This window comes from Nocardioides endophyticus, from assembly GCF_039543845.1.
Taxonomy (GTDB): Bacteria; Actinomycetota; Actinomycetes; order Propionibacteriales; family Nocardioidaceae; genus Nocardioides; species Nocardioides endophyticus.
On the sequence record NZ_BAABKN010000026.1, the window covers coordinates 42915 to 66213 of the forward strand.

Here is a 23299-nt window from a genome sequence, read left to right on the forward strand (position 1 = left end):
ACGGTTCGGACGTGGACTTCGACCAACCGCCCGTGGTGCGGGTGTCCGTGGAGGGCGGCCTGCCGGCAGGAGACTGGCCGATGACGATCCCGGCGGTGGCACAGCTGGCTCGCGACGGACTCGAACTGTCGCCGTTCGTCACCTTCCTCGTGGGTGAGAACGGCTCGGGCAAGTCCACGATCGTCGAAGCGGTGGCGGCGGCGTACGGCCTCTCGCCGGAGGGCGGTTCGACGCAGGGTCACCACTCGACCCGGGTGAGCGAGTCGCCGCTGGACGACGTGCTGCGGCTGGAGCGGGGCTTCGGTGCTCCCCGGTGGGGCTTCTTCCTGCGGGCGGAGACGATGCACAGCTGGTACACCTTCTACGAGGACGCCGGGAGCCAACTGCCGCCAGGGACACCGCGCGGCCCGGCGTACCACGAGATGAGCCACGGCGAGTCGTTCCTCGAGGTGCTGCGCACCCGTTTCGACTCCCCCGGCTTCTACTGCCTCGACGAGCCCGAGGCCGCGCTGTCCTTCTCGTCGACGCTCGCCCTGATCGGGGCGCTCGGCAGGATCGTGGAATCCGGCGGGCAGGTGCTCTGCGCGACCCACTCCCCGGTGCTCGCGGCCATGCCCGGCGCCACCATCCTCGAGGTCGGCGACTGGGGACTTCGCAGTACGACGTGGGAGGAGCTGGAGCTGGTCCAGCACTGGAAGGCCTACCTGGACTCCCCGGGCCGCTATCTCCGGCACGTCCTCGACTGATCCCCGGATCGGTGTAACGCGGGGCAGGGTTCGAGGAGTCTGATCTGGTGTGACGAGGAACGATGCCGAGGAGTTCACCGAGTTCGTGCGGGCGACCGCGCCGCGGTTGCACCGAGCGGCCCTGCTGCTCACCGGCGACCACCACCTCACGGACGACCTGACCCAGGCGACGTACGCCCGGGTCTACGCCTCCTGGCGGCGAGTCTCCCGGGCCGACGACCCGCTCGCCTACGCGCGGAGGACGCTGCTCAACACCTACCTCTCCCATCGCCGGCTGCGCCGCAACAGCGAGCTGCCGGCCGACCCCGCCCTGATGCCCCCGCTCATGACAGAGCACTCCGGTCCTGAAGGCGACCACGCGACCCGGGTGGACCTCCTGGACGCGCTCGCGATGCTGCCGCCGCACGACCGGGCGGTGCTGGTGCTGCGCTACTGGGAGGACCGCAGCGTCGCCGACACGGCTCACGACCTCGGGATCACCGAGGGGGCCGTGCGCACCCGATCCTCCCGCGCGCTCCAGCGGCTCCGGCCACTGCTCGGCGCCGACCTGACCGAAAGGACACCCTGATGACCGACCACGACCCCACCCAGCTCAGTGCCGCCCTCCGCGAGCGCGTGCGCGACGAGGACCCGGATCTCGACCAGCTGATCCAGGTGTCGACCCGCACCGGCGTCCGCCTGCGACGCCGGCGGACCCTCGGCATCTCGCTCGCCGGCGCGGCCGCCGGGGTCGCGGTCATCGGGATCGTCGGCGCGTCGCTCGGCGACTCCGGAGGTACTCCGGGCTCGGAGCCCGGCTTCGCCACCCAGCCGACGGCCGCAGCGTCGCCATCGGCACCGCCGGTCACGGCGGACGGCTTGGTGCTGGCCCCGATGAAGAGCTCGCCTCCGGCCTCGATGGATGTGCTGGCTCCGACGTCAGGGCTGCACCCCCAGAAGCTGCCGGTACGCGTCGCACCCTCGCTCAAGGGCTGGGAGATCGGCACGGCCGCGGATGACAAGTTCCCGGCGCTCAAGGATCGCTACTTCGTCAGTGTCAACGTCCGCCCGATGTCCGAGTACGCCTCGTGGTCGGGCAGTGACCCCGACCGCCCGGCCAGCCAGGTCGTGCACGTCGGCGACAACTACTTCGTCACCGTGCATGCACCGCCGGGCAGCGGCGTACCTCAGGGCGACATCGACGAGCTCGTCGCCGCGCTCCGCTACAAGCCGATATGGCGCAGGTAGCTCAGCTCTTGCGCAGCAGCGCCAGGAACATCGCGTCGGTGCCGTGCCGGTGCGGCCACAGCTGCATCGTCCCCGGCAGCGGACCGGCGGCATCGGACACATCGGGCAGCAGCTGGCCGACGTCCTCGAGCACGGCATCGGCGCGGCCCTCCAGGACGGCCGTGACCACTCCGCTGGTCTCGGCGAGCACGGGCGAGCAGGTCGCGTAGAGCACGATCCCGCCGGGTCGGGTCAGGTCCAGGGCGCCGTCGACCAGCCTCCGCTGCAGAGCCGTCAGCTCGACGAGGTCGGCGGGGCGCCGTCGCCACCGGGCCTCGGGCCGGCGACGCAGGGCGCCCAGCCCGGTGCAGGGTGCGTCGACGAGCACCCGGTCGAACGTCCCGGGGCGGTACGGCGCCGCGGTGCCGTCGGCCGCAACGACACCGAGCACGCCGCCAGCACCGCGCAGCGAGCGACGCACCAGCTGGGCCCGGTGCACCTGCCGCTCGGACGCGACCAGACCGGCTCCGCACTCGGCGGCCAGCGCCGCGAGCAGGGCGGCCTTGCCGCCGGGGCCGGCGCAGAGATCGAGCCAGCGCGCGTCCAGTCCCTCGACAGGGGCGGCGGCCGCCGCGATCGCGACCAGCTGGGAGCCCTCGTCCTGCACGCCCGCACGGCCCTCGGCGACGGCCGGCGCCTGGCCGGGGTCACCGCCGGGCAGCACGACGCCGTACGGCGAGAAGGCGGTCGGCTCCCCCGGGAGCTCATCGCGCGTGGAGCGCCCGGGACGGGCGACCAGGGTGACCTTCGGGGGTTCGTTGTCGGCGGCGAGGAGTGCGCCGAGCTCGGCGTCACCGCCGAGGGCCGCTCGCAGCTCGTCAACGACCCAGCCCGGGTGGCTGTAGGCAGTGGTCGGGTCGGTCCCGACCTGGGCGACCCACGCCTCGAGGTCCTGCTGCGCGACCTTGCGGAGCACCGCGTTGGCGAAGCCGGCCGCGCCCGCGCTGACCCGGTCGCGCACCAGGTCCACCGTGGTGCTGATCGCTGCGTGCGTCGGGACGCGCATGGCGAGCAGCTGGTGACAGCCGAGGCGGAGCGCGTCGAGGACCTTGGACTCGACCTTCCTCAGCGGGCGGTCGATGCACGCGGCCAGGATCGCGTCGTACGTGCCCTGCCACCGGATGGTGCCGGAGGCGAGCTCGGTGGCGAACCCGGCGTCGCGGCCGGTCAGCCCGTGCCGGCGGAGCAGGGCGGGGAGCACGAGGTTGGTGTAGGCGTCCTCGACCCGGACGGCCTTGAGGACCTCGAACGCGACGAGTCGCGCCGGGTCCGCGCCGGTCCGTCGTTGGCTACGGGGCATCGAAGCCGGCGCCGCTCTCGAAGCGAAGCCCGCGCGCCCAGTCGGCGGCCGCCATCTGCTTCTTGCCGTGGGCCTGCACGTCGCCGAGGCGTACGGCGTGGGTGCCGGTGCCGACGAGCACCTCTGCCTTGCGCACCTCGAGCACGCCCGGATCGAGGCGATCCTCGGTCAGGGTGACCGGACCGAGCTTGAGCCGCTCCCCGGCGTGCGTGGTCCAGGCACCGGGAGCGGGCGTGCAGGCACGCACCTGGCAGTCGACCGCGATCGCCGGGCGGGTCCAGTCGACGCGGGCGTCCTCGACCGAGATCTTCGGGGCGAAGGAGACCCCCTCGGCCTGCTGCGGCCAGGCTTCGACGGAGCCGTCGGCGATGCCGTCGAGCGTGGCGACCAGCAGCCCGGCACCACCCTCGGCCAGCCGCTCCAGCAGGTCACCGGAGGTGTCGTCGGGCCGGATCCGCTCGGTCATCACGCCGAACGTCGGTCCCGCGTCGAGCTCCTTGACGATCCGGAACGTGGTGGCTCCGGTGACCTCGTCGTTGTTCCAGATCGCGTGCTGCACCGGGGCCGCGCCACGCCAGTGCGGGAGCACCGAGAAGTGCAGGTTGACCCAGCCGTACGGCGGGATGTCGAGCGCCGACTGCGGCAGCAGCGCGCCGTATGCGACCACCGGGCAGCAGTCGGGCTCGAGCGCGCGCAGCGCGGCCTGGAACTCCGGGTCGCGCGGGTGCTCGGGCTTGAAGACCGGGACGCCGAGTTCTTCGGCGCGCAGGGCGACCGGGCTCGGCGTGAGCTTGCGGCCGCGACCCGAGGGTGCGTCGGGGCGGGTGACCACGCCGACCAACTCGTGGTCGGACGCGGCGACGGCGTCCAAGGCGGGTACGGCGACCTCGGGAGTGCCGGCGAAGACGAGGCGCATCAGAAGCCGAGGCCGTTGGTGGCGTGCGGGGAGACCTTGACCCGCGGTTGCTCCAGGCCGAACCACTCGGCCTCCCGGATCGCCTTCATCGCGGCCTTGCGGGCGTCGGCGTCGAGACGGTCGACGAAGAGGACGCCGTCGAGGTGGTCGGTCTCGTGCTGGATCGCGCGGGCGAGCAGCTCGGAGCCCTCGATCACAACCGGCTCGCCGTGCATGTCGAAACCGTGGGCGACCACCGACAGGGCACGGGTGCAGTCGAAGCTCAGGTCCGGGATCGACAGGCAGCCCTCGGGACCGTGCTGGGTGTCGGAGGACAGCTCCAGTCGCGGGTTCACCAGGTGACCGAGCTCCCCGTCGACGTGCCACGTGAAGACCCGCAGGCCGACGCCGATCTGCGGAGCCGCGAGCCCGGCTCCGGGCGCCTCCATCATCGTGTCGGTCAGGTCCTCGACCAGGCGACGCAGCTCCTTGTCGAAGTCCACCACCTCGATCGCGGGCTTGCGGAGGACGGGATCGCCGAACAGGCGGATGGGCTGGATGGGCACGGAGCGAGTCTAGTGAGCGCCCGCAGGTCACAAGGTCGGCGGATCGACCTGGATGCGTACGGCGTCGAGCTTGCGCGCCGACCGGAGCCGCTGCAGCTCGCCGAGCGCTCGGGACAGGTCGGGGCCTTCGGCCCGGGGCACCCGCACGACGATCCGGCTCTCCCCCTCGGCACCCCGCCCGTCGATGGCGACCGGCCCGAGGAGCTCGGCGGAGGCCGGCGCTGCGAGCAGGGTGACGGCGTCGTCGACCGCGCCGGGGTCGCCGGTGATCGTGGCCAGTCGGCTGGCCGGTGGCAGGTGGGCAGCCAGCCGCTCGTCGGTCTCTCGCTCGGCGTTGCCGGCCGGGTCCCAGCGCACCAGGGCCTGGAGGGTCGGGTGCGCCGGGTCGCCGACCGCGACGACCCGCCCACCGGGGCGGACCAGCGCGGCCGCGTCAGCCCACCGGCGCAGGGCCTCCTCGCCGGCGCGCAGGTCGATCCGGGAGAGCAGCAGCCAGGTGTCGAGCAGGACGACGGCGGCGTAGCCGCCCTCGGCGACCGGCTCGGCACCCGGCGTCGCGACGACCACCTGCTTGGCGGCGGAGACCGTCGCCAGCACGGTGTCTCCGGAGCTGGTGCGGACCCGGGTGTTGGGCAGCGCCCGGCCCAGCTCCTCTGCCGTACGGGCGTCTCCGAGGATCGGCGCCCGCAGACCACGGTGCCCGCACTCGGCGCAGGCCCAGGCCTCGTCGACGGTGCCGCACCAGCGGCAGGCCGGCGGCGTCGCCGGACCCGCGAGCGCCAGCGGGCCCAGGCACACCTGGCAGCGCGCGGGCGTGCGGCAGCGCTCGCACGCCAGGATGTTGACGTAGCCCAGCCGGGGCGTCTGGACGAGCACCGGCCCGGTCTCCAGGGCGTCCCGGACGGCGAGGTGGACCTCGCGCGGGATGCGTCCTCCCCGGGCCCGATCGGTCTCGGTGCCGGCGAGCTGCACGGTCACCCGTCGGCGTACCTCCGCCCGGTCCGCCGCGATCTCCTGCGCCCACCCGGTGCGCAGCAGGTAGGCCGCCTCCACCGTGCGCACGAACCCGCCGATCAGGGCACCAGCGCTCTCCCGCTCGGCGCGCAGCAGCAACGTTTCGCGGGTGTGTGGGTACGGCGCGCGCGGCTCGGCGTGCAGGTCGTCGCCGTCGTCCCAGATCACGACGAGCCCGAGGTCGTCGACCGGGGCGAAGCTCGCCCCGCGGGTGCCGACGACGATGCGCCGGGCCCCGCGGCTGATCGCGAGGAAGTCGCGGTAGCGCCGGGCCGGGCCGGCGTCGGCGGTGAGCGTGACGTGCTGGCCCTCCCCCAGGACGGCGATCAGCGCGCGGTCGACCCGAGCGACGTCCTTGCCGTCCGGGACGCAGATGACCACGCCCCGACCCGAGGCGTGGGTTGCGGCAGCAGCGTGCGCGACCAGCGCCGGCCAGTCCGTCGCCGGTGCTGCCGACCAGACGGCCCGCGGGCTGCCGCCGGTCGCGAGGTGCCGCAGGAACGCCGGTCCCGGCTGGTGGTCGACCCACGCCGCCTCCCCTGCGGCAGCGTCATGCGCCCAGGGACCGGCGGGGGCGGACGGTTCCTTCTCCGTGGTCGCATGCCGTTGCGGGATCGCGAGCCGGAGCACGTCGGAGCGGGTCCCGGCGTACCTCTCCGCCAGCTCGCCCGCCAGCGTCGCGATCTGCGGGTGCAGGACGGGCTCCGCGCTGACGACTCGGCGCAACGGGGCGAGCCGGCCGGTGTGGTCGCTCTCGGCGCCGCGGGCGAGCACGAAGCCGTCCACGTCCTGCCCGGCGAAGCGCACCTTCACCCGGGCACCCGGCACCGCTGTGTCGGCCATCGCGACCGGCACCGTGTAGTCGAAGGTCCGGTCGAGGTGTGGCAGCGGCACGTCGACCAGCACCCGCGCGACCGGGTCGACCGCCGCCGGCTCAGCCTCGGCAGCCTTGCGTGCCTTGGTGGCGCGCGCCTTGGCCTGCGACGCCTTGACCGTCGCCCGGACCATCCCGGGCAGCAGCTCCGGATCGTCGGCGTCGGCCATGGGCGCAGTTCTACCAGCGCCCACGGACGACCTCAGGACTACTGTCGCTTCTTGGGCTTCGCCTTCACCTTCCCGGTGGCCTTCGACGTCGCCGATGCCGTCTGGTAGCCGCTCTTCGACCCGGTCACCCGGACCGAGATCTTCTTGCCCTTGTCTCGGGCCACCAGCTTGTACTTGGCCTTCGTCGCCTTCTTGATCGGCTTGCCGTTGCGCAGCCACTGCAGCTTCACGCTCACGCCGGCGGGGCCCCAGGTCCCAGGTTTGGCGGCCAGGACCGAGCCGACCCGGGCCTTCCCCTTGATCGTCGGCTTCCCCTTGACGAGCGTGCCGGCGGCCGCAGCTGCCGTGGGAGCGCTGACCGCGGTGCTGGGGTTGGAGCCGGGGCGAGTGCCGGTCACCTGGACGGCGAGTGCCGCCCCGACGTCGGACGCGGTCGGCGTGTACGTCGTCGAGGTAGCGCCGGCGATCGGCGCGGCGTTGCGCAACCACTGGAAGGCGAACGCGACCTGGCCGGCTGGCGTCCACGCCCCCGGCGAGGCGGTCAGCGGCGAGTCCACCCGGGGGGTTCCGGAGATGATCGGTAGCGCGGAGTTCACGACGAGGATGTCGCAGGTGTACACGGTGATGTCGTCGAGGGCCCACCCGACGAGGCCGACCGAGCTGTCCGTCGAGAGCGTGAACTGTGCCTTGACGGTCTTGCCAGCGTACGACGAGAGGTCAGCGCGGCTGGCCACGAAGCCGCGGCTGTCGCCGCCGAAGCCGACCGTTGCGGTCGTCGGTGTGCCGTAGGTCTTGTCGATCACGTCTGTCGGACCGTTGACCCACGGGAGGCCGGCGGCATCTGCGGCAGGCGCGGCGTCGCCGGTGTCGTCCACCTCGACCGTGCCCGCGTCGTAGAAGGCGCCGGGCTCCCAGTCCAGCGCCCGCCACTGCTGGAAGTGGAGGTAGGAGGCCTGACCGGCGGGTAGCGTCACCCCGGCGCTCATCGCGAGCGACATCGTCCTCGTGGTCGAAGCGTCGGCCACGCTCCACGAGTCTGGTCCGGTGTGGGCGATCGCGCCGTCACGGCTCCAGCTGGTCGACGTGAGCTTCGTCGCCGCGACGCCGGTCTCGCTGTCGAAGAGGACCCGCTTGACCCCCGTCGGACAGGTCGCCTCCGCGTCCGCAGGCTGGGGATTGTTGGTCGGCGTCTGGCGCAGTTCGGTCGCCAGGGTCGCCTTGTGGACCTCGATGCAGTCGGCGGCGGTGAATCCGGCGGTCCCGGCGGCGAGCAGCGCCTGGCAGCTCTGGTCCAGCACCGCCGCCTCGTCGGCGTAGTCGCTGCCCGAGGTGAGGGTCTGGTCGACGAGGAGCCAGAGCTTGGCGGACTTCGTCAGCGCGGTGTCCCCGGAGTCGATCCCGGTCATGGTCTGGCCGTTGAACGACCCGCCCTGGGAGATCAGGTACGCCGTCTTGTTGCCGACGCCCGAGTTGGTGTGGACGCCGTCGTTGTCCGGGTAGGTGTAGGAATCCTGGACGTAGTGGGTGCTCGAGGTCTTGTCCGGGTCGCCCTTGAGCGTCGGGTCCTTCATGTTGCGGAGCCCGGTCGGATAGCCCGGGATGTCCTCTCCGAGGTTCCAGTCGGCATCGGACTCGACGCCATGTCGGTGGTCGACGATCTCGCCGATGATGTCCGAGATCGACTCGTTCATCGCCCCCGACTGGCCCCAGTAGAAGAGCCCGGAGTTGCGCTCGGTGAAGCCGTGAGTGATCTCGTGACCCACGACGTCGTCGGCGCCGGCGTAGCCCTGGCCGTAGTACATCTGCGAGCCGTTCCAGAACGCGTTGTTGTAGGGGCAGGAGGTTTCGACGTCCGTGTAACACCACCGAACCGTCGAGGCGAGCTTCTTGACGCCACCCACGTTGATGCCGAGGACCTCGGTGAGGTCGGTACCACCGACCTGCTGGTAGAAGTCCGAGACGACGCCGCTGAGGTCGTACGCCGTGTTGACGTCGGCCCCGGCCGTGGGGCCGCCCTCAACACGGGCGAAGCCCGCCGTGCAGGCGATGTCGTTGGCCCGCCGAACATTCCCGTTGTCGCAGACCACCCGGTCGGCGTGTGCGATCTCGTCGGTGTCCATCAGGATGCCGCCGGTGCGGTCGTCGACCAGGATCTGGCGCCGCTGGTCGACCCCGCGGGAGACGTGGACCCGCCACACGGTCCGGTCGGCCTGAGCGGGATCCCCGCCGATGAGCCCGGCGTCGAGCAGCCAACGACCGTCGCTCTCGACCGTCAGGTCACCGGCGCCGTTGCGCTTCACGAACGCGGCACGTGCCGCGTCGAGTGCCTCGTCCTCGGTCACGGTGGCGCCGGCCACGCTGGTCGCGTCGCTGGTCTCGGCCAGGATCGAGGAGAGCTCGTTCCCGGAGCCCATGCTGACGACGACCTGACCGCCCAGCACCGGGACGCCGTCCACCCTCTGCTGGTAGCGGACCACGTCACCGGTGGACGTCTCCGAGACATCGGTCCGGGCCAGCGTCGTACCAGACTCGGCGGTGCCGAAGGCGGCGCCGTAGCGCGCCACGTGAGCTGCCGCCGCGGCCGCCGGGCTCATGGAAGCCCGCACAGCCGGGTTGTCGACGTCGGCTCGGGCCGGGACGCCGACGAACTCGGCGGTGCCGTCACCGGACGCCCGGATCGTCAGCGGACGATCGGCATCCTGGTCGAGGCGAGCCAGCGCCTGGTCGACCGGGTCGGCGGCATCCGACGGCGCAGGGGTGACGGCGACGAGAGCACCTGCAGCGAGGGTGACGGCGAGCAGACGAGCGAGGCCATTGTCTCGGGGCACCCGCTCAGGCTAGGGGCACCAACAGACAGCGGACATGCCCCAGGTGGGCATGTCCGCTGTCCGGATGCTGTGAGACTCAGAGACCGGCGGCGGCCTTCAGGGCGTCGGCGCGGTCGGTGCGCTCCCAGGTGAACTCGGGGAGCTCGCGGCCGAAGTGGCCGTACGCCGCGGTCTTGGCGTAGATCGGGCGCAGCAGGTCGAGGTCGCGGATGATCGCGGCGGGCCGCAGGTCGAAGACCTCGAGCACGGCCTTCTGGATCGCCTCGTCGGGCACGACGCCGGTGCCGAACGTCTCGATGAAGACACCCACGGGCTGGGCCTTGCCGATCGCGTAGGCGACCTGGGCCTCGCAACGGCGGGCCAGACCGGCGGCGACGACGTTCTTGGCGACCCAGCGCATCGCGTAGGCGGCCGAGCGGTCGACCTTCGACGGGTCCTTGCCGGAGAAGGCGCCGCCACCGTGGCGCGCCATCCCGCCGTACGTGTCGACGATGATCTTGCGACCGGTCAGGCCGGCGTCGCCCATCGGACCACCGACCACGAAGCGACCCGTCGGGTTGACCAGCAGGCGGTAGCCCTCGGACGGGATCGGGAACGTGTCGAGCACCGGGTCGATCACGTGCTTCTTGATGTCGGCCTCGAGCGCGTCGAGCTCGGTCTCCTCGGCGTGCTGCGTGGACAGCACGACGGTGTCGACGCGCACCGGACGGTTGTCGGCGTCGTACTCGATGGTGACCTGGGTCTTGCCATCGGGGCGCAGGTAGGCCAGCGTGCCGTCCTTGCGGACGGCGCTCAGCTGCTCGGCGAGGCGCTGCGCGATCACGATCGGCAGTGGCATCAGCACGTCGGTGTCGTCGCAGGCGTAACCGAACATCAGGCCCTGGTCGCCTGCGCCCTGCTTGTCCATCGCGTCCACGGAGCCGGTGCGGCTCTCGTGGCCGGTGTCGACGCCCTGGGCGATGTCGCCGGACTGGCCGCCGATCGCGACCATCACGCCGCACGAGGCGCCGTCGAAGCCCTTGACGGACGAGTCGTAGCCGATCGCGAGGATCCGGTCGCGGACCTTCTGCTTGATGTCGACGTAGCCGGTGGTGGTCACCTCGCCGGCGACGACCACGAGGCCCGTGGTCAGCAGCGTCTCGACAGCCACTCGGCTGTGCGGGTCCTGCTCGAGCATCGCGTCGAGGACCGAGTCGCTGATCTGGTCGGCGATCTTGTCCGGGTGGCCCTCGGTCACCGATTCCGACGTGAAGAGACGTCCAGTCACTGCTGCTCCTTGTTGCACGGTGGTGGTGCGGAACACCCTAACGGGCGTCCCAGATGGCGGTACGGCGGTCTCAGAGCCTCATGCGAGGCGGGCGAGCACCTGGTCCCAGATGACATGGGCGAGGGCGGCCTTCGAACCGCGCGGCACTTCGACGACGGCACCGTCGGCCGCGAGGATCACGGCCTCGTTGTCGGGGCTGCCGAAGACGGCTCCCCCGCTCACGTCGTTGACGACGAGCAGGTCACAGCCCTTGCGAGCCAGCTTCGTCCGCGCCAGGTCGAGCACCGATCCCGTGGCGTCGCCGGTCTCGGCGGCAAAACCGACGACGACCTGCCCGGCGCGGGCCCGGTCGGCGCCGATCTCTCGGAGGATGTCGGGGTTCTGGACCAGCTCGATGGCCGGCGCGGACCCGTCGGCGGCCTTCTTGATCTTCGCGTCGCTGACGCCGGTGGGGCGGAAGTCCGCCGGGGCCGCGGCCATCACGACGGCGTCGGCAGCGGTTGCCGCGGAGACGACCTCCTGCCGCAGCTGCGCGGTGGTCTCGACCCGGACGACCTTCACGCCGGCAGGGTCCGGCAGGGTCACGTTGGCGGCGACCAGGGTCACCTCGGCGCCGCGGGCGGCCGCCGCACGGGCCAGCGCGTAGCCCTGGAGCCCCGAGGAGCGGTTGCCGAGGAACCGCACCGGGTCGAGGTACTCCCGGGTGCCTCCGGCCGAGACGACGAGGTGCCGGCCGGCGAGGTCGAGGCTCGTCGTGCCCCGGGCGAGCACCTCACGGCAGATCTCGAAGATCTCGTCGGGCTCGGGCAGGCGACCCTTGCCGGTGTCCTTGCCGGTCAACCGGCCCTCGGCCGGCTCGATCACCAGCACGCCGCGGGAGCGCAACGTCGCGACGTTGGCGCGCGTCGCGGGGTGCTCCCACATCTCGGTGTGCATCGCCGGCGCGAAGACCACCGGACAGCGGGCCGTGAGGAGCGTGTTGGTGAGCAGGTCGTCGGCCAGGCCGTGGGTGGCCTTCGCGAGCAGGTCGGCGGTCGCCGGCGCGACCACGACGAGGTCGGCCCCCTGCCCGATCCGGACGTGCGGGACCTCGTGGACCCCCGACCAGACATCGGTCGAGACCGGCTTGCCGGACAGCGCGGCCCAGGTCGGGGCGCCGACGAACTCCAGGGCCGCGGCCGTGGGGACGACGGTGACATCGTGGCCGGACTCGGTGAAGCGCCGGAGCAGCTCGCACGCCTTGTAGGCGGCGATCCCACCGGACACCCCCAGAACGACACGAGGCCGCATCCCGGAGGAAACGGCCTCGTCGTGGGTCTCGGTCATGGACCCTTCAGGTCACTTGTCCGCGGCCTCGGCGGCAGCCTGAGCGGCAGCCTCCTCGGCGGCGAGCTCGGCGGGGTCGATGTCCTCACAGACCAACAGGTCGTCGTTGATCTCGCGGAGCGCGATCGACAGCGGCTTCTCCTGCACGTGGGTGTCCACGAGCGGGCCGACGTACTCGAGCAGGCCCTCACCGAGCTGCGAGTAATAGGCATTGATCTGCCGGGCGCGCTTGGCGCTGAAGAGAACCAACTTGTACTTGCTGTCGGTCTTGGAAAGCAGGTCGTCGATCGAAGGGTTGGTGACACCCTCGGCGGCGATGTTCGGGGCAGACACGCAGAAGCCTCACAGGTTAGTTGGGGATTGCAGCATCAAGGCTACCAACTCCTCGGCTGCAGCGTGAACTTCGTGGTTCACGATGCTCACGTCGAACTCCGCCTCGGCGGCCAGTTCCTCGCGCGCGGTGACCAGTCGACGCTCGCGCTCCTCCTCGGTCTCGGTGCCGCGACCGACCAGCCGGCGGACCAGCTCGTCCCAGGACGGCGGCTTCAGGAAGACGAAAAGTGCGTCGGGCATCGTCTCCCGCACCTGGCGGGCACCCTGAAGGTCGATCTCGAGCATTGCCGGCCGCCCCTCGGCAAGCGCGGCCTCGACCGGCTGCCGCGGGGTGCCGTAGCGAGCGGCCTTGTGGACGACCGCCCACTCGAGCAGGTCTCCGCGCTCGACCATCGTGTCGAACTGGTCGTCGTCGACGAACCAGTAGTGCACTCCGTCCTGCTCCCCCGGTCGCGGCGCCCGCGTGGTCGCGGAGACCGAGATCCAGGCCTCGGGGTGGTGGCGGCGTACGTCGGCGGCGACGGTGCCCTTGCCGACCGCGGTCGGTCCCGCGAGCACGACGAGGCGGGAGCGTGGGGCCGAGCCCGTCACGGTCGGCGCGTCGGCTGCGGAGGTCTCGACACGCTCCGTCACGACCTCGTCCCTCGGTCGTGGTCGCTGCTCGACCACCATCGAGCGAACGCCCGTTCGTTCCTCACGGGCCTCCGCTCAATCACGCGCCGCGAACTCCTTCTCGAGCGCGGCCACCTGCTTGGTGCCCAGGCCCCGGACGCGGCGGCTCTCGGCGATGCCGAGCCGCTCCATCAGCTGACGGGCGCGCACCTTGCCGAGCCCGGGCATCGCCTGGAGCAGGTCGACGACCCGCATCTTCCCGATGACCTCGTTGCGCTGGCCCTCCTGGAGCACGTCGGCGATCGAGGCGCCGGAGTTCTTCAGTCGGTTCTTGACCTCGGCCCGCTCTCTCCGAGAAGCGGCGGCCTTGTCGAGGGCCGCCTGACGTTGTTCAGGGGTGAGCGGGGGCAGAGCCACGAGCGCGGGTCCTTCGGGGTGGGAGACGGGGGCAGGGACGCAAGTGGTCAATCTAGTCAGAACCGAGGACCCGCAGCAATCGGCGTCCACGGTGGTGCGGACGGCCCACAGCGTCAGAGAAAGAGCGGGGTGTGACAGACGTCGCGCACCTGCTGCTCGACGGCCTTCAGGGCCTGGAGGGTCTCCGCAGACGTGAGCCGGCGCGATGCCGCCAGGATCTGCTTCTGCTCCTCCGGTGTCACGCCGGGTGGCGGGCTCGCCGGGTCGTAGGTGTCCGGGTCTGCGCCTGCGGCCTCCACGGCCTCCCGCAGCCCCCCGATGCCACCTACCAGTGCCTGCCACTCGTCGGCGATGTCGCTCGGCGCCCGGTCCTGCAGCTCCCGGAAGATGTCGAGGGCCTCCAGGAGGGCATCTGGGTCCGTGCTCCCGATCTGCTCGCTGAGTGCCTTCTGGTTGTCCTTCACCGCGTCGCAGTAGCCGTCCTTGTCGTCCCCGCAGGCAACGAGCAGGGGCACGACCAGCCCGAGCAGGACCAGGCGCCTCACGAGCGCAGGTCGTCGTTGGCTCGCTGGACGGCGTCGCGCATGGCGGTCTGGTCGGGGCCGGCCCGGAGCACCTCGCGCGACGAGCTCGGCAGCACGACGGCGCTGCCGAAGATCCGCCGTACGTCGGCGACGGTCCCGCCCTGGGCTCCGAACCCCGGCGCGAGGATCGGGCCGTTGAAGCCGAAGTCCTCATCGGACTCGCCGATGGTGGCGCCGATGACGGCACCGAAGGATCCGAGCGGCTCGGCACCGTCGTTGAGCCGGCGCAGGTGCTCGAGCATCAGTCCGGCGACCGTGGCGCCGTCGTCGGTGCGCGCGTGCTGGACCTCCGGGCCCTCCTTGTTGGAGGTCAGCGCGAGCACGAACAGCCCGGCGTCGTTGACCCGGGCGGTCTCGACGAACGGGTCCAGGGACCCGAAGCCGAGGTAGGGGCTGACCGTCACGGCGTCGGCCGCGAGCGGCGAGCTCTGGTCGAGGTAGGCGTCGGCGTACGCCTGGCTGGTGGATCCGATGTCGCCGCGCTTCACGTCGAGCAGGGTGAGCGCGCCGGCGGCGCGGGACTGCGCCAGCACCTTCTCGAGGACGGCGATGCCGCGGCTGCCGAACCGCTCGTAGAAGGCCGACTGCGGCTTGACCACCGAGACGTACGGCGCGACCGCCTCGACGACCGTCAGCGCGAACGTCTCGAGGCCGGCGACGTCGTCGGCGAGCCCCCAGTCGAGCAGCAGGGCCGAGTGCGGGTCGATGCCGACGCAGAACGGGCCGCGGTCGGCGATCGCGGCGTGCAGACGGGCTCCAAAGGTCACTGGGCGACTCCCTTGACGATCCGGCGGGGCCACAGCGGCCCCTCGTAGATGAACGCGGTGTAGCCCTGGAGCAGGGTGGCGCCGGCGTCCAGGCGGGCCTGAGCGTCAGCGACCGTGGTGATGCCACCGACCCCGATGAGCGTGAGGTCCGGGCCGACCCGGCCGCGCAGCAGGCGGAGCACCTCGAGCGACCGGTCGGTCAGCGGGCGACCGGACAGTCCACCGGCGCCCACCTCCTGGACCTTGCTCGTCGGAGTCCGCAGTCCGGCACGGGAGATGGTCGTGTTGGTGGCGATGATGCCGTCCAGCCCGATCGCGAGCGCCATGTCGGCCACGCCGAGCACGTCCTCGTCGGCCAGGTCGGGGGCGATCTTCACCAGCAGCGGCACGCGGGTGTCCCGAGCCTGGTCCGCCGCACGACGGACGTGCTCGAGGAGCGGCTGGAGCTTCTCGACGGCCTGCAGGTTGCGCAGGCCGGGCGTGTTGGGCGAGCTGACGTTGACGACCAGGTAGTCGGCGTACGGCGAGAGCAGGCGGGCACTCTTCTCGTAGTCCGACTCGACCGCGGCCTGGTCGTCGTCGGGGACGACCTTGGTCTTGCCGATGTTGACCCCGAGGACGACGCCGGGCCTGCGGCCGCGGGCCTTCAGACGGGCGGCGACCACCTCGGCGCCGTCGTTGTTGAAGCCCATCCGGTTGACGACCGCGCGGTCCTCGGGCAGCCGGAAGAGCCGCGGCGTCGGGTTGCCGGGCTGACCCTCCCCCGTCACCGTGCCGATCTCGACGTGCCCGAAGCCCAGAGCCGCGAGGGCGTCGATGCCGACGGCGTTCTTGTCGAAGCCGGCCGCCAGGCCGAGCACGTTGGGGAAGGTCAGGCCCAACGCCTGCACCGGTGTCCCCGGCGCTCCGACACTTCTGGCCAGGAGAGCGGTGACCGGTCGCCCCGCCCGGATCGCCCGGAACGCCGTGTGGTGCGCCCTCTCCGGGTCGGTGCGGGTCAGGACGTGGTCGAAGAGAGCCCGGTAGATCACCGGCGGGCCCAGTCCTGCAGCGAGCGCACACCGATCTCGCCGCGCTTCAGCGCCTCGATGCCCTGGACCGCCGCGCCGAGGCCCTGGACGGTCGTGATGCACGGGATGTTGGCCATGATCGCCGCGGTGCGGATCTCGTAGCCGTCGAGCCGTGCGGACGCGCCGCTGGTCGAGCCGTTGGGTGTGTTGATGACCAGCTGGATGTCCCCGTCGAGGATGAGCTGCACGGTGGTCTGCTCACCGTTCGGGCCCTCACCCTCCCAGTGCTTGCGCACGATCGTGGTCTGCACGCCGTTGCGCCGCAGCACCTCCGCGGTGCCCTGGGTCGCGAGGATCTCGAAACCGTGGTCGGCGAGCACCTTGATCGGGAAGATCATGTGCCGCTTGTCGCGGTTGGCCATGCTCACGAAGACCTTGCCGCTGGTCGGCAGCGGGCCGAACGCCCCGGCCTGCGCCTTGGCGAAGGCCGAGCCGAAGTCGGCGTCGAAGCCCATCACCTCGCCGGTCGACTTCATCTCCGGGCCGAGCACGGTGTCGACCTGCTTGCCGTCGGGACTGCGGAACCGGTTGAACGGCATCACCGCCTCCTTGACGGCGATCGGCTGGTCGGCGGGCAGCGTGCCGCCGTCACCGGTCGCCGGCAGCAGCCCGGCGGTGCGCAGGTCGGCGATCGACTCACCGAGCATCACCCGCGCGGCGGCCTTGGCGAGCTGGGTCGCGGTCGCCTTGGAGACGAACGGCACGGTCCGGCTGGCGCGCGGGTTGGCCTCGAGCACGTAGAGCACGTCGGAGCCCAGGGCGAACTGGATGTTGAGCAGACCGAGCACACCGACGCCCTTCGCGATCGCCTCGGTGGCCGTGCGGATCCGGTCGATCTCGGCCTTGCCCAGGGTGATCGGCGGCAGCGCGCAGGACGAGTCGCCGGAGTGGATGCCGGCCTCCTCGATGTGCTCCATCACGCCGCCGAGGAAGAGCTCGGTGCCGTCATACAGCGCGTCCACGTCGATCTCGACCGCATCGTCGATGAACCGGTCGACCAGCACCGGGTGCGCCGGGCCGATCTCGGTCGAGCGGGCGATGTAGCCCTCGAGCGAGGTGTCGTCGTACACGATCTCCATGCCGCGGCCGCCCAGGACGTACGACGGCCGCACCATGACCGGGTAGCCGATCTCGGCCGCGATCCGGTGGGCGTCGGGGAAGCTGGTGGCCATGCCGTACTTCGGCGCCGGCAGCCCGGCGTCGGCGAGCACCCGCCCGAAGGCACCGCGCTCCTCGGCCAGGTGAATCGCCTCGGGTGAGGTGCCCAGGATCGTGACGCCGTTGTCCTTGAGTCCCTGCGCGAGACCCAGCGGAGTCTGTCCGCCGAGCTGGCAGATGACGCCCGCGACCGGTCCAGCCTGCTCCTCCGCGTGGACGATCTCGAGGACGTCCTCGAGGGTCAGCGGCTCGAAGTAGAGCCGGTCGGAGGTGTCGTAGTCGGTCGAGACCGTCTCGGGGTTGCAGTTGACCATGATCGTCTCGTAGCCGGCCTCGGAGAGCGTCAGTGAGGCGTGCACGCACGAGTAGTCGAACTCGATGCCCTGGCCGATCCGGTTGGGGCCCGAGCCGAGGATGATCACGGCCTGCTTCTCGCGAGGGGTCACCTCGGACTCCTCGTCGTACGACGAGTAGTGGTAGGGCGTGGCCGCGGCGAACTCGGCCGCGCAGGTGTCGACGGTCTTGTAGACCGGCCGGATGCCGAGCGCGTGCCGCACTCCGCGTACGACGTCGGCCGTCATGCCGCGGATCTTGCCGATCTGCACGTCGGAGAACCCGTGCCGCTTGGCCTTGCGCAGCAGCTCGGGCGTGAGCTCGGGAGCGGCGGTGACCTCCTCGGCGATCTCGTTGATCAGCAGCAGCTGGTCGACGTACCAGGGATCGATCTTGGTGTGCTCGAAGACCTCGTCGGCCGTCGCGCCGGCGCGGAGCGCGTCCATGACCTTCTTGAGGCGGCCGTCGTGCGGGACCTCGATCTCGGCGAGCAGCGCGTCCTTGTCGAGCGCGACCCACTCCTGGTGCCAGTCGAAGACGGCGTCCTTCGACTCCAGCGAGCGCAGCGCCTTCTGCAGCGCCTCGGTGAAGTTGCGGCCGATCGCCATCGCCTCGCCGACCGACTTCATGTGCGTGGTCAGCCGTGGGTCGGCACCGGGGAACTTCTCGAACGCGAACCGCGGCACCTTCACCACGACGTAGTCGAGCGTCGGCTCGAACGCCGCCGGGGTGCTCGAGCCGTCGGCGCGCAGGGTGATGTCGTTGGGGATCTCGTCGAGGGTGTAGCCGATCGCGACCTTGGCCGCGATCTTCGCGATCGGGAAGCCGGTCGCCTTGGAGGCGAGCGCGCTCGACCGGGAGACACGGGGGTTCATCTCGATGACGATCACCCGCCCGTCTGCGGGGTTGACGGCGTACTGGATGTTGCAGCCGCCGGTGTCGACGCCGACCTCGCGGATGATGCCGATCGCGAGGTCACGCAGGTGCTGGTACTCGCGGTCGGTCAGGGTCATGGCCGGCGCGACGGTGATCGAGTCGCCGGTGTGCACGCCCATCGGGTCGAGGTTCTCGATCGAGCAGATGATGACGACGTTGTCGGCCTTGTCGCGCATCACCTCCAGCTCGTACTCCTTCCAGCCGATGATCGACTCCTCGATGAGGACCTCGGTCGTCGGGCTGGCAGCGAGGCCGGCGCCGGCGATGCGCGCCAGGTCGTCCTCGCTGTACGCGATGCCGGAGCCGGTGCCGCCCATCGTGAACGACGGACGGACCACCACGGGGTAGCCGAGATCGGCGACCGCCTTCTCGCAGTCCTCGAGCGTGTGGCACACGAAGCTCTTCGCGGTCTCGCCGCCGACCTTCTCGACGATCGCGTTGAAGAGCTCGCGGTTCTCACCGCGGTGGATCGCGTCGAAGCTGGCGCCGATCATCTCGACGCCGTACTTCTCCAGCACGCCGTTCTCGTGCAGCGCGATCGCCGCGTTGAGGGCGGTCTGACCGCCGAGCGTCGGCAACAGCGCGTCGGGGCGCTCCTTGGCGATCACCTTCTCGACGAAGTCGGGCGTGATCGGCTCGACGTACGTCGCGTCGGCGAACTCGGGGTCGGTCATGATCGTGGCCGGGTTGGAGTTCACCAGGATGACCCGGATGCCCTCCTCCTTGAGCACCCGGCAGGCCTGGGTGCCGGAGTAGTCGAACTCGCAGGCCTGGCCGATGATGATCGGCCCGGAGCCGATCACCATGACGGACTTGATGTCCTCGCGCTTCGGCATCAGACGGTGCCCTCCATGAGCTGTACAAAGCGGTCGAAGAGGTACGCCGCGTCGTGCGGGCCGGCGGCGGCCTCGGGGTGGTACTGGACGGAGAAGCCCTTCAGCTTCCCTGCATCGCGGAGCTCGAGGCCCTCGACCACGTCGTCGTTGAGGCAGACGTGGCTCACCGTCGCCTCGCCGTACGGCGTCGTCGTGCTGCCCTCGAGAGGTGCGTCGACCGCGAAGCCGTGGTTGTGCGCGGTGACCTCGACCTTGCCCGTGGTGCGGTCCATCACCGGCTGGTTGATGCCGCGGTGGCCGTACTTCAGCTTGTAGGTGCCGAACCCGAGCGCGCGGCCGAAGAGCTGGTTGCCGAAGCAGATCCCGAAGTAGGGCAGGTCCCGCGCCAGCGCGCCCTGCAGCAGGGCGACCTGGTCGGTGGTCGCCGCCGGGTCGCCGGGACCGTTGGAGAAGAACAGCCCGTCCGGCTGGATCGCGAGCACCTCGTCGAGGGTGGCGGTCGCGGGGACCACGTGCACCTCGACGCCACGCTCGGCCATCCGGTGCGGCGTCATCGTCTTGATGCCGAGGTCGAGCGCGACGACTGTGAACCGCTTGTCACCGTGCGCCGAGACGACGTAGGTCTCCCCCGTCGACACCTCGGAGGCGAGCTCCGCGCCCGCCATCTCGCCCGACGCACGCACCCGCTCGAGCAGGGCTGCCGCGTCGGTCTCGGTCGACGAGATCCCGACCCGCATCGCGCCGCGCTCGCGCAGGTGGCGGGTCAGCGCGCGGGTGTCGATGCCCGAGATCCCGACGACACTCTGCGCCCGCAGCTCGTCGTCGAGGCTCCGCTCGGCGCGCCAGTTGGAGACGCGGCGGGCGGGGTCGCGCACGACGTACCCGGCGACCCAGATCCGCGAGGACTCGGTGTCCTCGTCGTTGACGCCGGTGTTGCCGATGTGCGGAGCCGTCATCACGACGACCTGGCGGTGGTACGACGGGTCGGTGAGCGTCTCCTGGTAGCCGGTCATACCGGTGTTGAAGACCGCCTCGCCGAAGGTCTCCCCCTCGGCGCCGTACGCCTCGCCGGTGAAGGTGCGCCCGTCCTCGAGGACCAGCAGTGCCGACTTCTTGCGGGCGCTCATGCGAGCTTCCCGTCGAGCACGGTCGCCTTGCCGCGGAGGAACGTCGCGACCACGCGGCCGGGCAGCTCCATCCCGCGGTACGGCGTGTTACGGCTCAGGCTGGCCGACTCCGAGGGGTCCACCGTGCGGGTCGCCGCCGGGTCGTAGAGCACCACGTTGGCAGGCTCACCCAGCTCGATCGGGCGGCCGTGCTCGGCCACCCGGCCGATCCGGGCCGGGGCGTAGGACATCCGCTCGGCGACGCCGGCCCAGTCGAGCAGCCCGGCGTCGACCATCGTCTGCTGCACAATCGAGAGCGCGGTCTCGAGGCCGAGCATGCCGAAGGCGGCGGCCGCCCACTCGCAGTCCTTGTCCTCGTGCGGGTGCGGCGCGTGGTCGGTGGCGACGATGTCGATGGTGCCGTCTGCCAGACCGGCGCGCAGCGCCTCGACGTCGGTCTGCGAGCGCAGCGGCGGGTTGACCTTGTAGATGGGGTCGTACGTCGTGGCCAGCTGGTCGGTCAGCAGCAGGTGGTGGGGGCAGGCCTCGGCGGTGACGTCGACGCCCTTGCTCTTGGCCCAGCGCACGATGTCGACCGAACCGGCGGTGGACACGTGGCAGACGTGCAGCCGGGAGCCGACGTGCTCGGCGAGCAGCACGTCGCGGGCGATGATCGCCTCCTCGGCGACCGCGGGCCAGCCCGCCAGGCCGAGGCGGCCCGAGAGCTCGCCCTCGTTCATCTGCGCGCCCTCGGTGAGCCGGGGCTCTTGGGCGTGCTGGGCGATCACCCCGTCGAACGCCTTGACGTACTCCAGCGCCCGGCGCATCAGCACCGCGTCGCTGACACACTTGCCGTCGTCCGAGAAGATCCGGACCCGGGCGGCCGAGTCGGCCATCGCGCCGAGCTCGGCGAGCCGCTCGCCCTCGAGACCGACGGTGACCGCGCCGATCGGGTAGACGTCGCAGTGGCCGGCCTCGCGGCCGAGGCGCCAGACCTGCTCGACGACGCCGGCGGTGTCGGCGACCGGCTCGGTGTTGGCCATCGCGTGCACGGCGGTGAAGCCGCCGAGCGCTGCGGCCTGGGTGCCGGAGTCGACCGTCTCGGCGTCCTCACGGCCCGGTTCGCGCAGGTGCGTGTGGAGGTCGACCAGGCCGGGCAGCGCGACCAACCCGGTGCCGTCGATCTCGACGACCTCGTCGTGGACGCCCTCCTCGGGCCGCACGCCGACGCCCCAGACAGATCCGTTGGCGATCACCAGATCGGTCGGTTCGCCGTCGAGGATGCGGACGCCGCGGATCCAGTAGGCGGTGGTGCTGGTCATTCCGTCTCTCCGATCGATGGCTCGGAACCCCCGAGCAGCAGGTACAGGACGGCCATCCGTACGGCGACGCCGTTGGTGACCTGTTCGACGATCACCGAGCGGTCGCTGTCGGCGACGTCCGCGGTGATCTCCATGCCCCGGACCATCGGCCCGGGGTGCATCACGATCGTGTGGTCCTGGAGCATCGCCATCCGCTTACCGTCCAGGCCGTAGCGGCGCGAGTACTCCCGCGCGGTCGGGAAGAACCCGCCGTGCATCCGCTCCCGCTGGACCCGCAGCATCATCACGGCGTCGGCCTTGGGCAGCACGCTGTCGAGGTCGTACGACGTCTCGACCGGCCAGCCCTCGATGCCGACCGGCAGCAGGGTCGGTGGCGCGACCAGGGTCACCTCGGCGCCGAGGGTCCGCAGCAGCAGCGCGTTGGACCGGGCGACCCGGCTGTGCAGCACGTCGCCGACGATCGCGATCTTGCGACCCTCCAGCCCGCTGGGCTTCGACTCCCCGAGGTGCTTCCACATCGTGAAGGCGTCCAGCAGCGCCTGGGTCGGGTGCTCGTGGGTGCCGTCTCCGGCGTTGACGACACTGGAGCGGACCCAGCCGGAGTGCGCCAGCAGGTGCGGGGCGCCGCTGGAGCCGTGCCGGACGACGACCGCGTCGGCGCCCATCGCCTCCAGGGTCAGCGCGGTGTCCTTGAGGCTCTCGCCCTTCGACAGGCTCGACCCCTTGGCCGAGAAGTTGATGACGTCCGCGCTGAGCCGCTTGGCCGCCGCCTCGAACGAGATCCGGGTGCGGGTCGAGTCCTCGAAGAAGAGGTTGACCACGGTGCGACCGCGCAGCGCCGGCAGCTTCTTGATCGGCCGATCGGCCAGCGACCTCATCTCGTCGGCGGTCGTGAGGACCAGCTCGGCGTCGTCGCGGCTCAGGTCGGCCGCGCTGAGCAGGTGCCGCTTCACGCCCCCACCCCCTGGATCGTGACCGCGTCGGTCTCGTCGACCCCGGCGAGGGTGACCTTGACCCGCTCGACCAGCGAGGTCGGCAGGTTCTTGCCGACGAAGTCGGCGCGGATCGGCAGCTCGCGGTGCCCGCGGTCGACCAGCACCGCGAGGCGCACCGCCTTGGGCCGGCCGATGTCGTTGAGCGCATCGAGCGCTGCGCGGATCGTGCGGCCGGAGAAGAGGACGTCGTCGACCAGGACGACGACCTTGCCGTCGATGCCGCCGGCCGGGATCTGCGTGGGCAGCAGCGCACGCGCCGGCTTCATCCGCAGGTCGTCGCGGTACATCGTCACGTCGATCGAGCCGACCGGGACGTCGAACCCCTCGACGGCTGCCATCCGCTCGGCGATCCGCTCGGCGAGCGGCACGCCGCGGCTCGGGATGCCCAGGAGGACGAGGTCCTGGGCGCCCTTGTTGCGCTCGAGGATCTCGTGCGAGATGCGGGTCAGAGCCCGGGTGATGTCACCGGCGTCGAGGACGACGCGGGACGCGGTCGATGGTTCGGGGGTTGCAGGCTGAGCACACACCAGTGCTGAGACCTCCTTCTCCGCCTCACGGGACGGCTCGTTAAAGGATGT

21 protein-coding genes are annotated in these 23299 nt (G+C 71.3%); 3 read left to right on the forward strand and 18 right to left on the reverse strand.

Annotated features, from left to right (window positions below):
- The first annotated feature begins 11 nt into the window (after positions 1 to 11).
- Genes ABEA33_RS20055 through ABEA33_RS20065 form a run of 3 tightly spaced genes read left to right on the forward strand, consistent with a single transcriptional unit; the run spans position 12 to position 1973 of the window.
- Positions 12 to 746 carry an AAA family ATPase gene (locus ABEA33_RS20055; protein ID WP_345528732.1) on the forward strand — a complete coding sequence of 245 codons (735 nt, stop codon included), beginning with the start codon at positions 12 to 14 and terminating at the stop codon, positions 744 to 746.
- 49 nt (positions 747 to 795) lie between these two features.
- Positions 796 to 1314 (forward strand): SigE family RNA polymerase sigma factor, encoded by a 519-nt coding sequence (locus tag ABEA33_RS20060; RefSeq protein WP_345528733.1) that lies wholly within the window; start codon positions 796 to 798, stop codon positions 1312 to 1314.
- Positions 1314 to 1973: a hypothetical protein gene (locus ABEA33_RS20065; protein WP_345528734.1), complete on the forward strand. Its 660-nt coding sequence runs from the start codon at positions 1314 to 1316 to the stop codon at positions 1971 to 1973. The genes ABEA33_RS20060 and ABEA33_RS20065 overlap by 1 nt, the downstream gene beginning before the upstream one ends.
- Before the next feature lies 1 nt (position 1974).
- On the opposite strand, the gene ABEA33_RS20070 is transcribed toward ABEA33_RS20065, so the two are convergent.
- The 18 genes from ABEA33_RS20070 to pyrR all read right to left on the reverse strand — a co-directional run bounded on the left by ABEA33_RS20070 (position 1975) and on the right by pyrR (position 23248).
- Positions 1975 to 3312: an RsmB/NOP family class I SAM-dependent RNA methyltransferase gene (locus ABEA33_RS20070; RefSeq protein WP_345528735.1), complete on the reverse strand. Its 1338-nt coding sequence runs from the start codon at positions 3310 to 3312 to the stop codon at positions 1975 to 1977.
- A complete protein-coding gene (fmt, locus tag ABEA33_RS20075) occupies positions 3302 to 4228 on the reverse strand; it encodes a methionyl-tRNA formyltransferase (protein WP_345528736.1) in 927 nt (308 codons plus the stop codon). The genes ABEA33_RS20070 and fmt overlap by 11 nt, the downstream gene beginning before the upstream one ends.
- Positions 4228 to 4773: a peptide deformylase gene (gene def, locus ABEA33_RS20080; protein ID WP_345528737.1), complete on the reverse strand. Its 546-nt coding sequence runs from the start codon at positions 4771 to 4773 to the stop codon at positions 4228 to 4230. The genes fmt and def overlap by 1 nt, the downstream gene beginning before the upstream one ends.
- 27 nt (positions 4774 to 4800) lie before the next feature.
- Positions 4801 to 6831 carry a primosomal protein N' gene (locus ABEA33_RS20085; protein ID WP_345528738.1) on the reverse strand — a complete coding sequence of 677 codons (2031 nt, stop codon included), beginning with the start codon at positions 6829 to 6831 and terminating at the stop codon, positions 4801 to 4803.
- Between the two features lie 38 nt (positions 6832 to 6869).
- The gene (locus tag ABEA33_RS20090; protein ID WP_345528739.1) at positions 6870 to 9659 is read right to left on the reverse strand and encodes a M4 family metallopeptidase; all 2790 of its coding nucleotides are present in this window, start codon (positions 9657 to 9659) and stop codon (positions 6870 to 6872) included.
- A gap of 76 nt (positions 9660 to 9735) precedes the next feature.
- Complete coding sequence (metK, locus tag ABEA33_RS20095) at positions 9736 to 10926, reverse strand: methionine adenosyltransferase (RefSeq protein ID WP_345528740.1); 1191 nt, start codon at positions 10924 to 10926, stop codon at positions 9736 to 9738.
- 78 nt (positions 10927 to 11004) lie between these two features.
- On the reverse strand, positions 11005 to 12252 hold the full coding sequence (gene coaBC, locus ABEA33_RS20100; RefSeq protein WP_345528741.1) for a bifunctional phosphopantothenoylcysteine decarboxylase/phosphopantothenate--cysteine ligase CoaBC: 1248 nt from the start codon (positions 12250 to 12252) through the stop codon (positions 11005 to 11007).
- A gap of 12 nt (positions 12253 to 12264) precedes the next feature.
- Positions 12265 to 12585 carry a DNA-directed RNA polymerase subunit omega gene (gene rpoZ / locus ABEA33_RS20105; protein ID WP_345528742.1) on the reverse strand — a complete coding sequence of 107 codons (321 nt, stop codon included), beginning with the start codon at positions 12583 to 12585 and terminating at the stop codon, positions 12265 to 12267.
- 9 nt (positions 12586 to 12594) lie between these two features.
- Positions 12595 to 13176 carry a guanylate kinase gene (gene gmk, locus ABEA33_RS20110; RefSeq protein ID WP_345528836.1) on the reverse strand — a complete coding sequence of 194 codons (582 nt, stop codon included), beginning with the start codon at positions 13174 to 13176 and terminating at the stop codon, positions 12595 to 12597.
- A gap of 117 nt (positions 13177 to 13293) precedes the next feature.
- Positions 13294 to 13614: an integration host factor, actinobacterial type gene (gene mihF / locus ABEA33_RS20115; RefSeq protein WP_345528743.1), complete on the reverse strand. Its 321-nt coding sequence runs from the start codon at positions 13612 to 13614 to the stop codon at positions 13294 to 13296.
- Between the two features lie 113 nt (positions 13615 to 13727).
- Positions 13728 to 14159, reverse strand: a complete 432-nt coding sequence (locus tag ABEA33_RS20120) for a hypothetical protein (protein WP_345528744.1) — start codon at positions 14157 to 14159, stop codon at positions 13728 to 13730.
- A complete protein-coding gene (gene pyrF, locus ABEA33_RS20125) occupies positions 14156 to 14965 on the reverse strand; it encodes an orotidine-5'-phosphate decarboxylase (protein ID WP_345528745.1) in 810 nt (269 codons plus the stop codon). Before pyrF ends, ABEA33_RS20120 begins: the two co-directional genes overlap by 4 nt.
- Positions 14962 to 15996 (reverse strand): quinone-dependent dihydroorotate dehydrogenase, encoded by a 1035-nt coding sequence (locus ABEA33_RS20130; RefSeq protein WP_345528746.1) that lies wholly within the window; start codon positions 15994 to 15996, stop codon positions 14962 to 14964. The genes pyrF and ABEA33_RS20130 overlap by 4 nt, the downstream gene beginning before the upstream one ends.
- Entirely contained in the window at positions 15993 to 19298 is a 3306-nt protein-coding gene (gene carB, locus ABEA33_RS20135; RefSeq protein ID WP_345528747.1) for a carbamoyl-phosphate synthase large subunit, read from the reverse strand. The genes ABEA33_RS20130 and carB overlap by 4 nt, the downstream gene beginning before the upstream one ends.
- Positions 19298 to 20425, reverse strand: coding sequence for a glutamine-hydrolyzing carbamoyl-phosphate synthase small subunit (gene carA, locus ABEA33_RS20140; protein WP_345528748.1), 1128 nt, complete (start codon positions 20423 to 20425; stop codon positions 19298 to 19300). Before carA ends, carB begins: the two co-directional genes overlap by 1 nt.
- The gene (locus ABEA33_RS20145; protein WP_345528749.1) at positions 20422 to 21726 is read right to left on the reverse strand and encodes a dihydroorotase; all 1305 of its coding nucleotides are present in this window, start codon (positions 21724 to 21726) and stop codon (positions 20422 to 20424) included. The genes carA and ABEA33_RS20145 overlap by 4 nt, the downstream gene beginning before the upstream one ends.
- Complete coding sequence (locus tag ABEA33_RS20150; protein WP_345528750.1) at positions 21723 to 22679, reverse strand: aspartate carbamoyltransferase catalytic subunit; 957 nt, start codon at positions 22677 to 22679, stop codon at positions 21723 to 21725. Before ABEA33_RS20150 ends, ABEA33_RS20145 begins: the two co-directional genes overlap by 4 nt.
- Positions 22676 to 23248 (reverse strand): bifunctional pyr operon transcriptional regulator/uracil phosphoribosyltransferase PyrR, encoded by a 573-nt coding sequence (gene pyrR / locus ABEA33_RS20155; protein WP_345528751.1) that lies wholly within the window; start codon positions 23246 to 23248, stop codon positions 22676 to 22678. Before pyrR ends, ABEA33_RS20150 begins: the two co-directional genes overlap by 4 nt.
- Positions 23249 to 23299: the final 51 nt, after the last annotated feature.

What these genes read in the sequence shown, in the direction of transcription:
- ABEA33_RS20065 (WP_345528734.1), top strand. Translation starts at nt 1,314, where the DNA reads ATGACCGACCACGACCCCACCCAGCTCAGTGCCGCCCTCCGCGAGCGC.
- ABEA33_RS20070 (WP_345528735.1), bottom strand. Translation starts at nt 3,312, where the DNA reads ATGCCCCGTAGCCAACGACGGACCGGCGCGGACCCGGCGCGACTCGTC.
- fmt (WP_345528736.1), bottom strand. Translation starts at nt 4,228, where the DNA reads ATGCGCCTCGTCTTCGCCGGCACTCCCGAGGTCGCCGTACCCGCCTTG.
- ABEA33_RS20085 (WP_345528738.1), bottom strand. Translation starts at nt 6,831, where the DNA reads ATGGCCGACGCCGACGATCCGGAGCTGCTGCCCGGGATGGTCCGGGCG.
- coaBC (WP_345528741.1), bottom strand. Translation starts at nt 12,252, where the DNA reads ATGACCGAGACCCACGACGAGGCCGTTTCCTCCGGGATGCGGCCTCGT.
- carB (WP_345528747.1), bottom strand. Translation starts at nt 19,298, where the DNA reads ATGCCGAAGCGCGAGGACATCAAGTCCGTCATGGTGATCGGCTCCGGG.
- carA (WP_345528748.1), bottom strand. Translation starts at nt 20,425, where the DNA reads ATGAGCGCCCGCAAGAAGTCGGCACTGCTGGTCCTCGAGGACGGGCGC.
- ABEA33_RS20145 (WP_345528749.1), bottom strand. Translation starts at nt 21,726, where the DNA reads ATGACCAGCACCACCGCCTACTGGATCCGCGGCGTCCGCATCCTCGAC.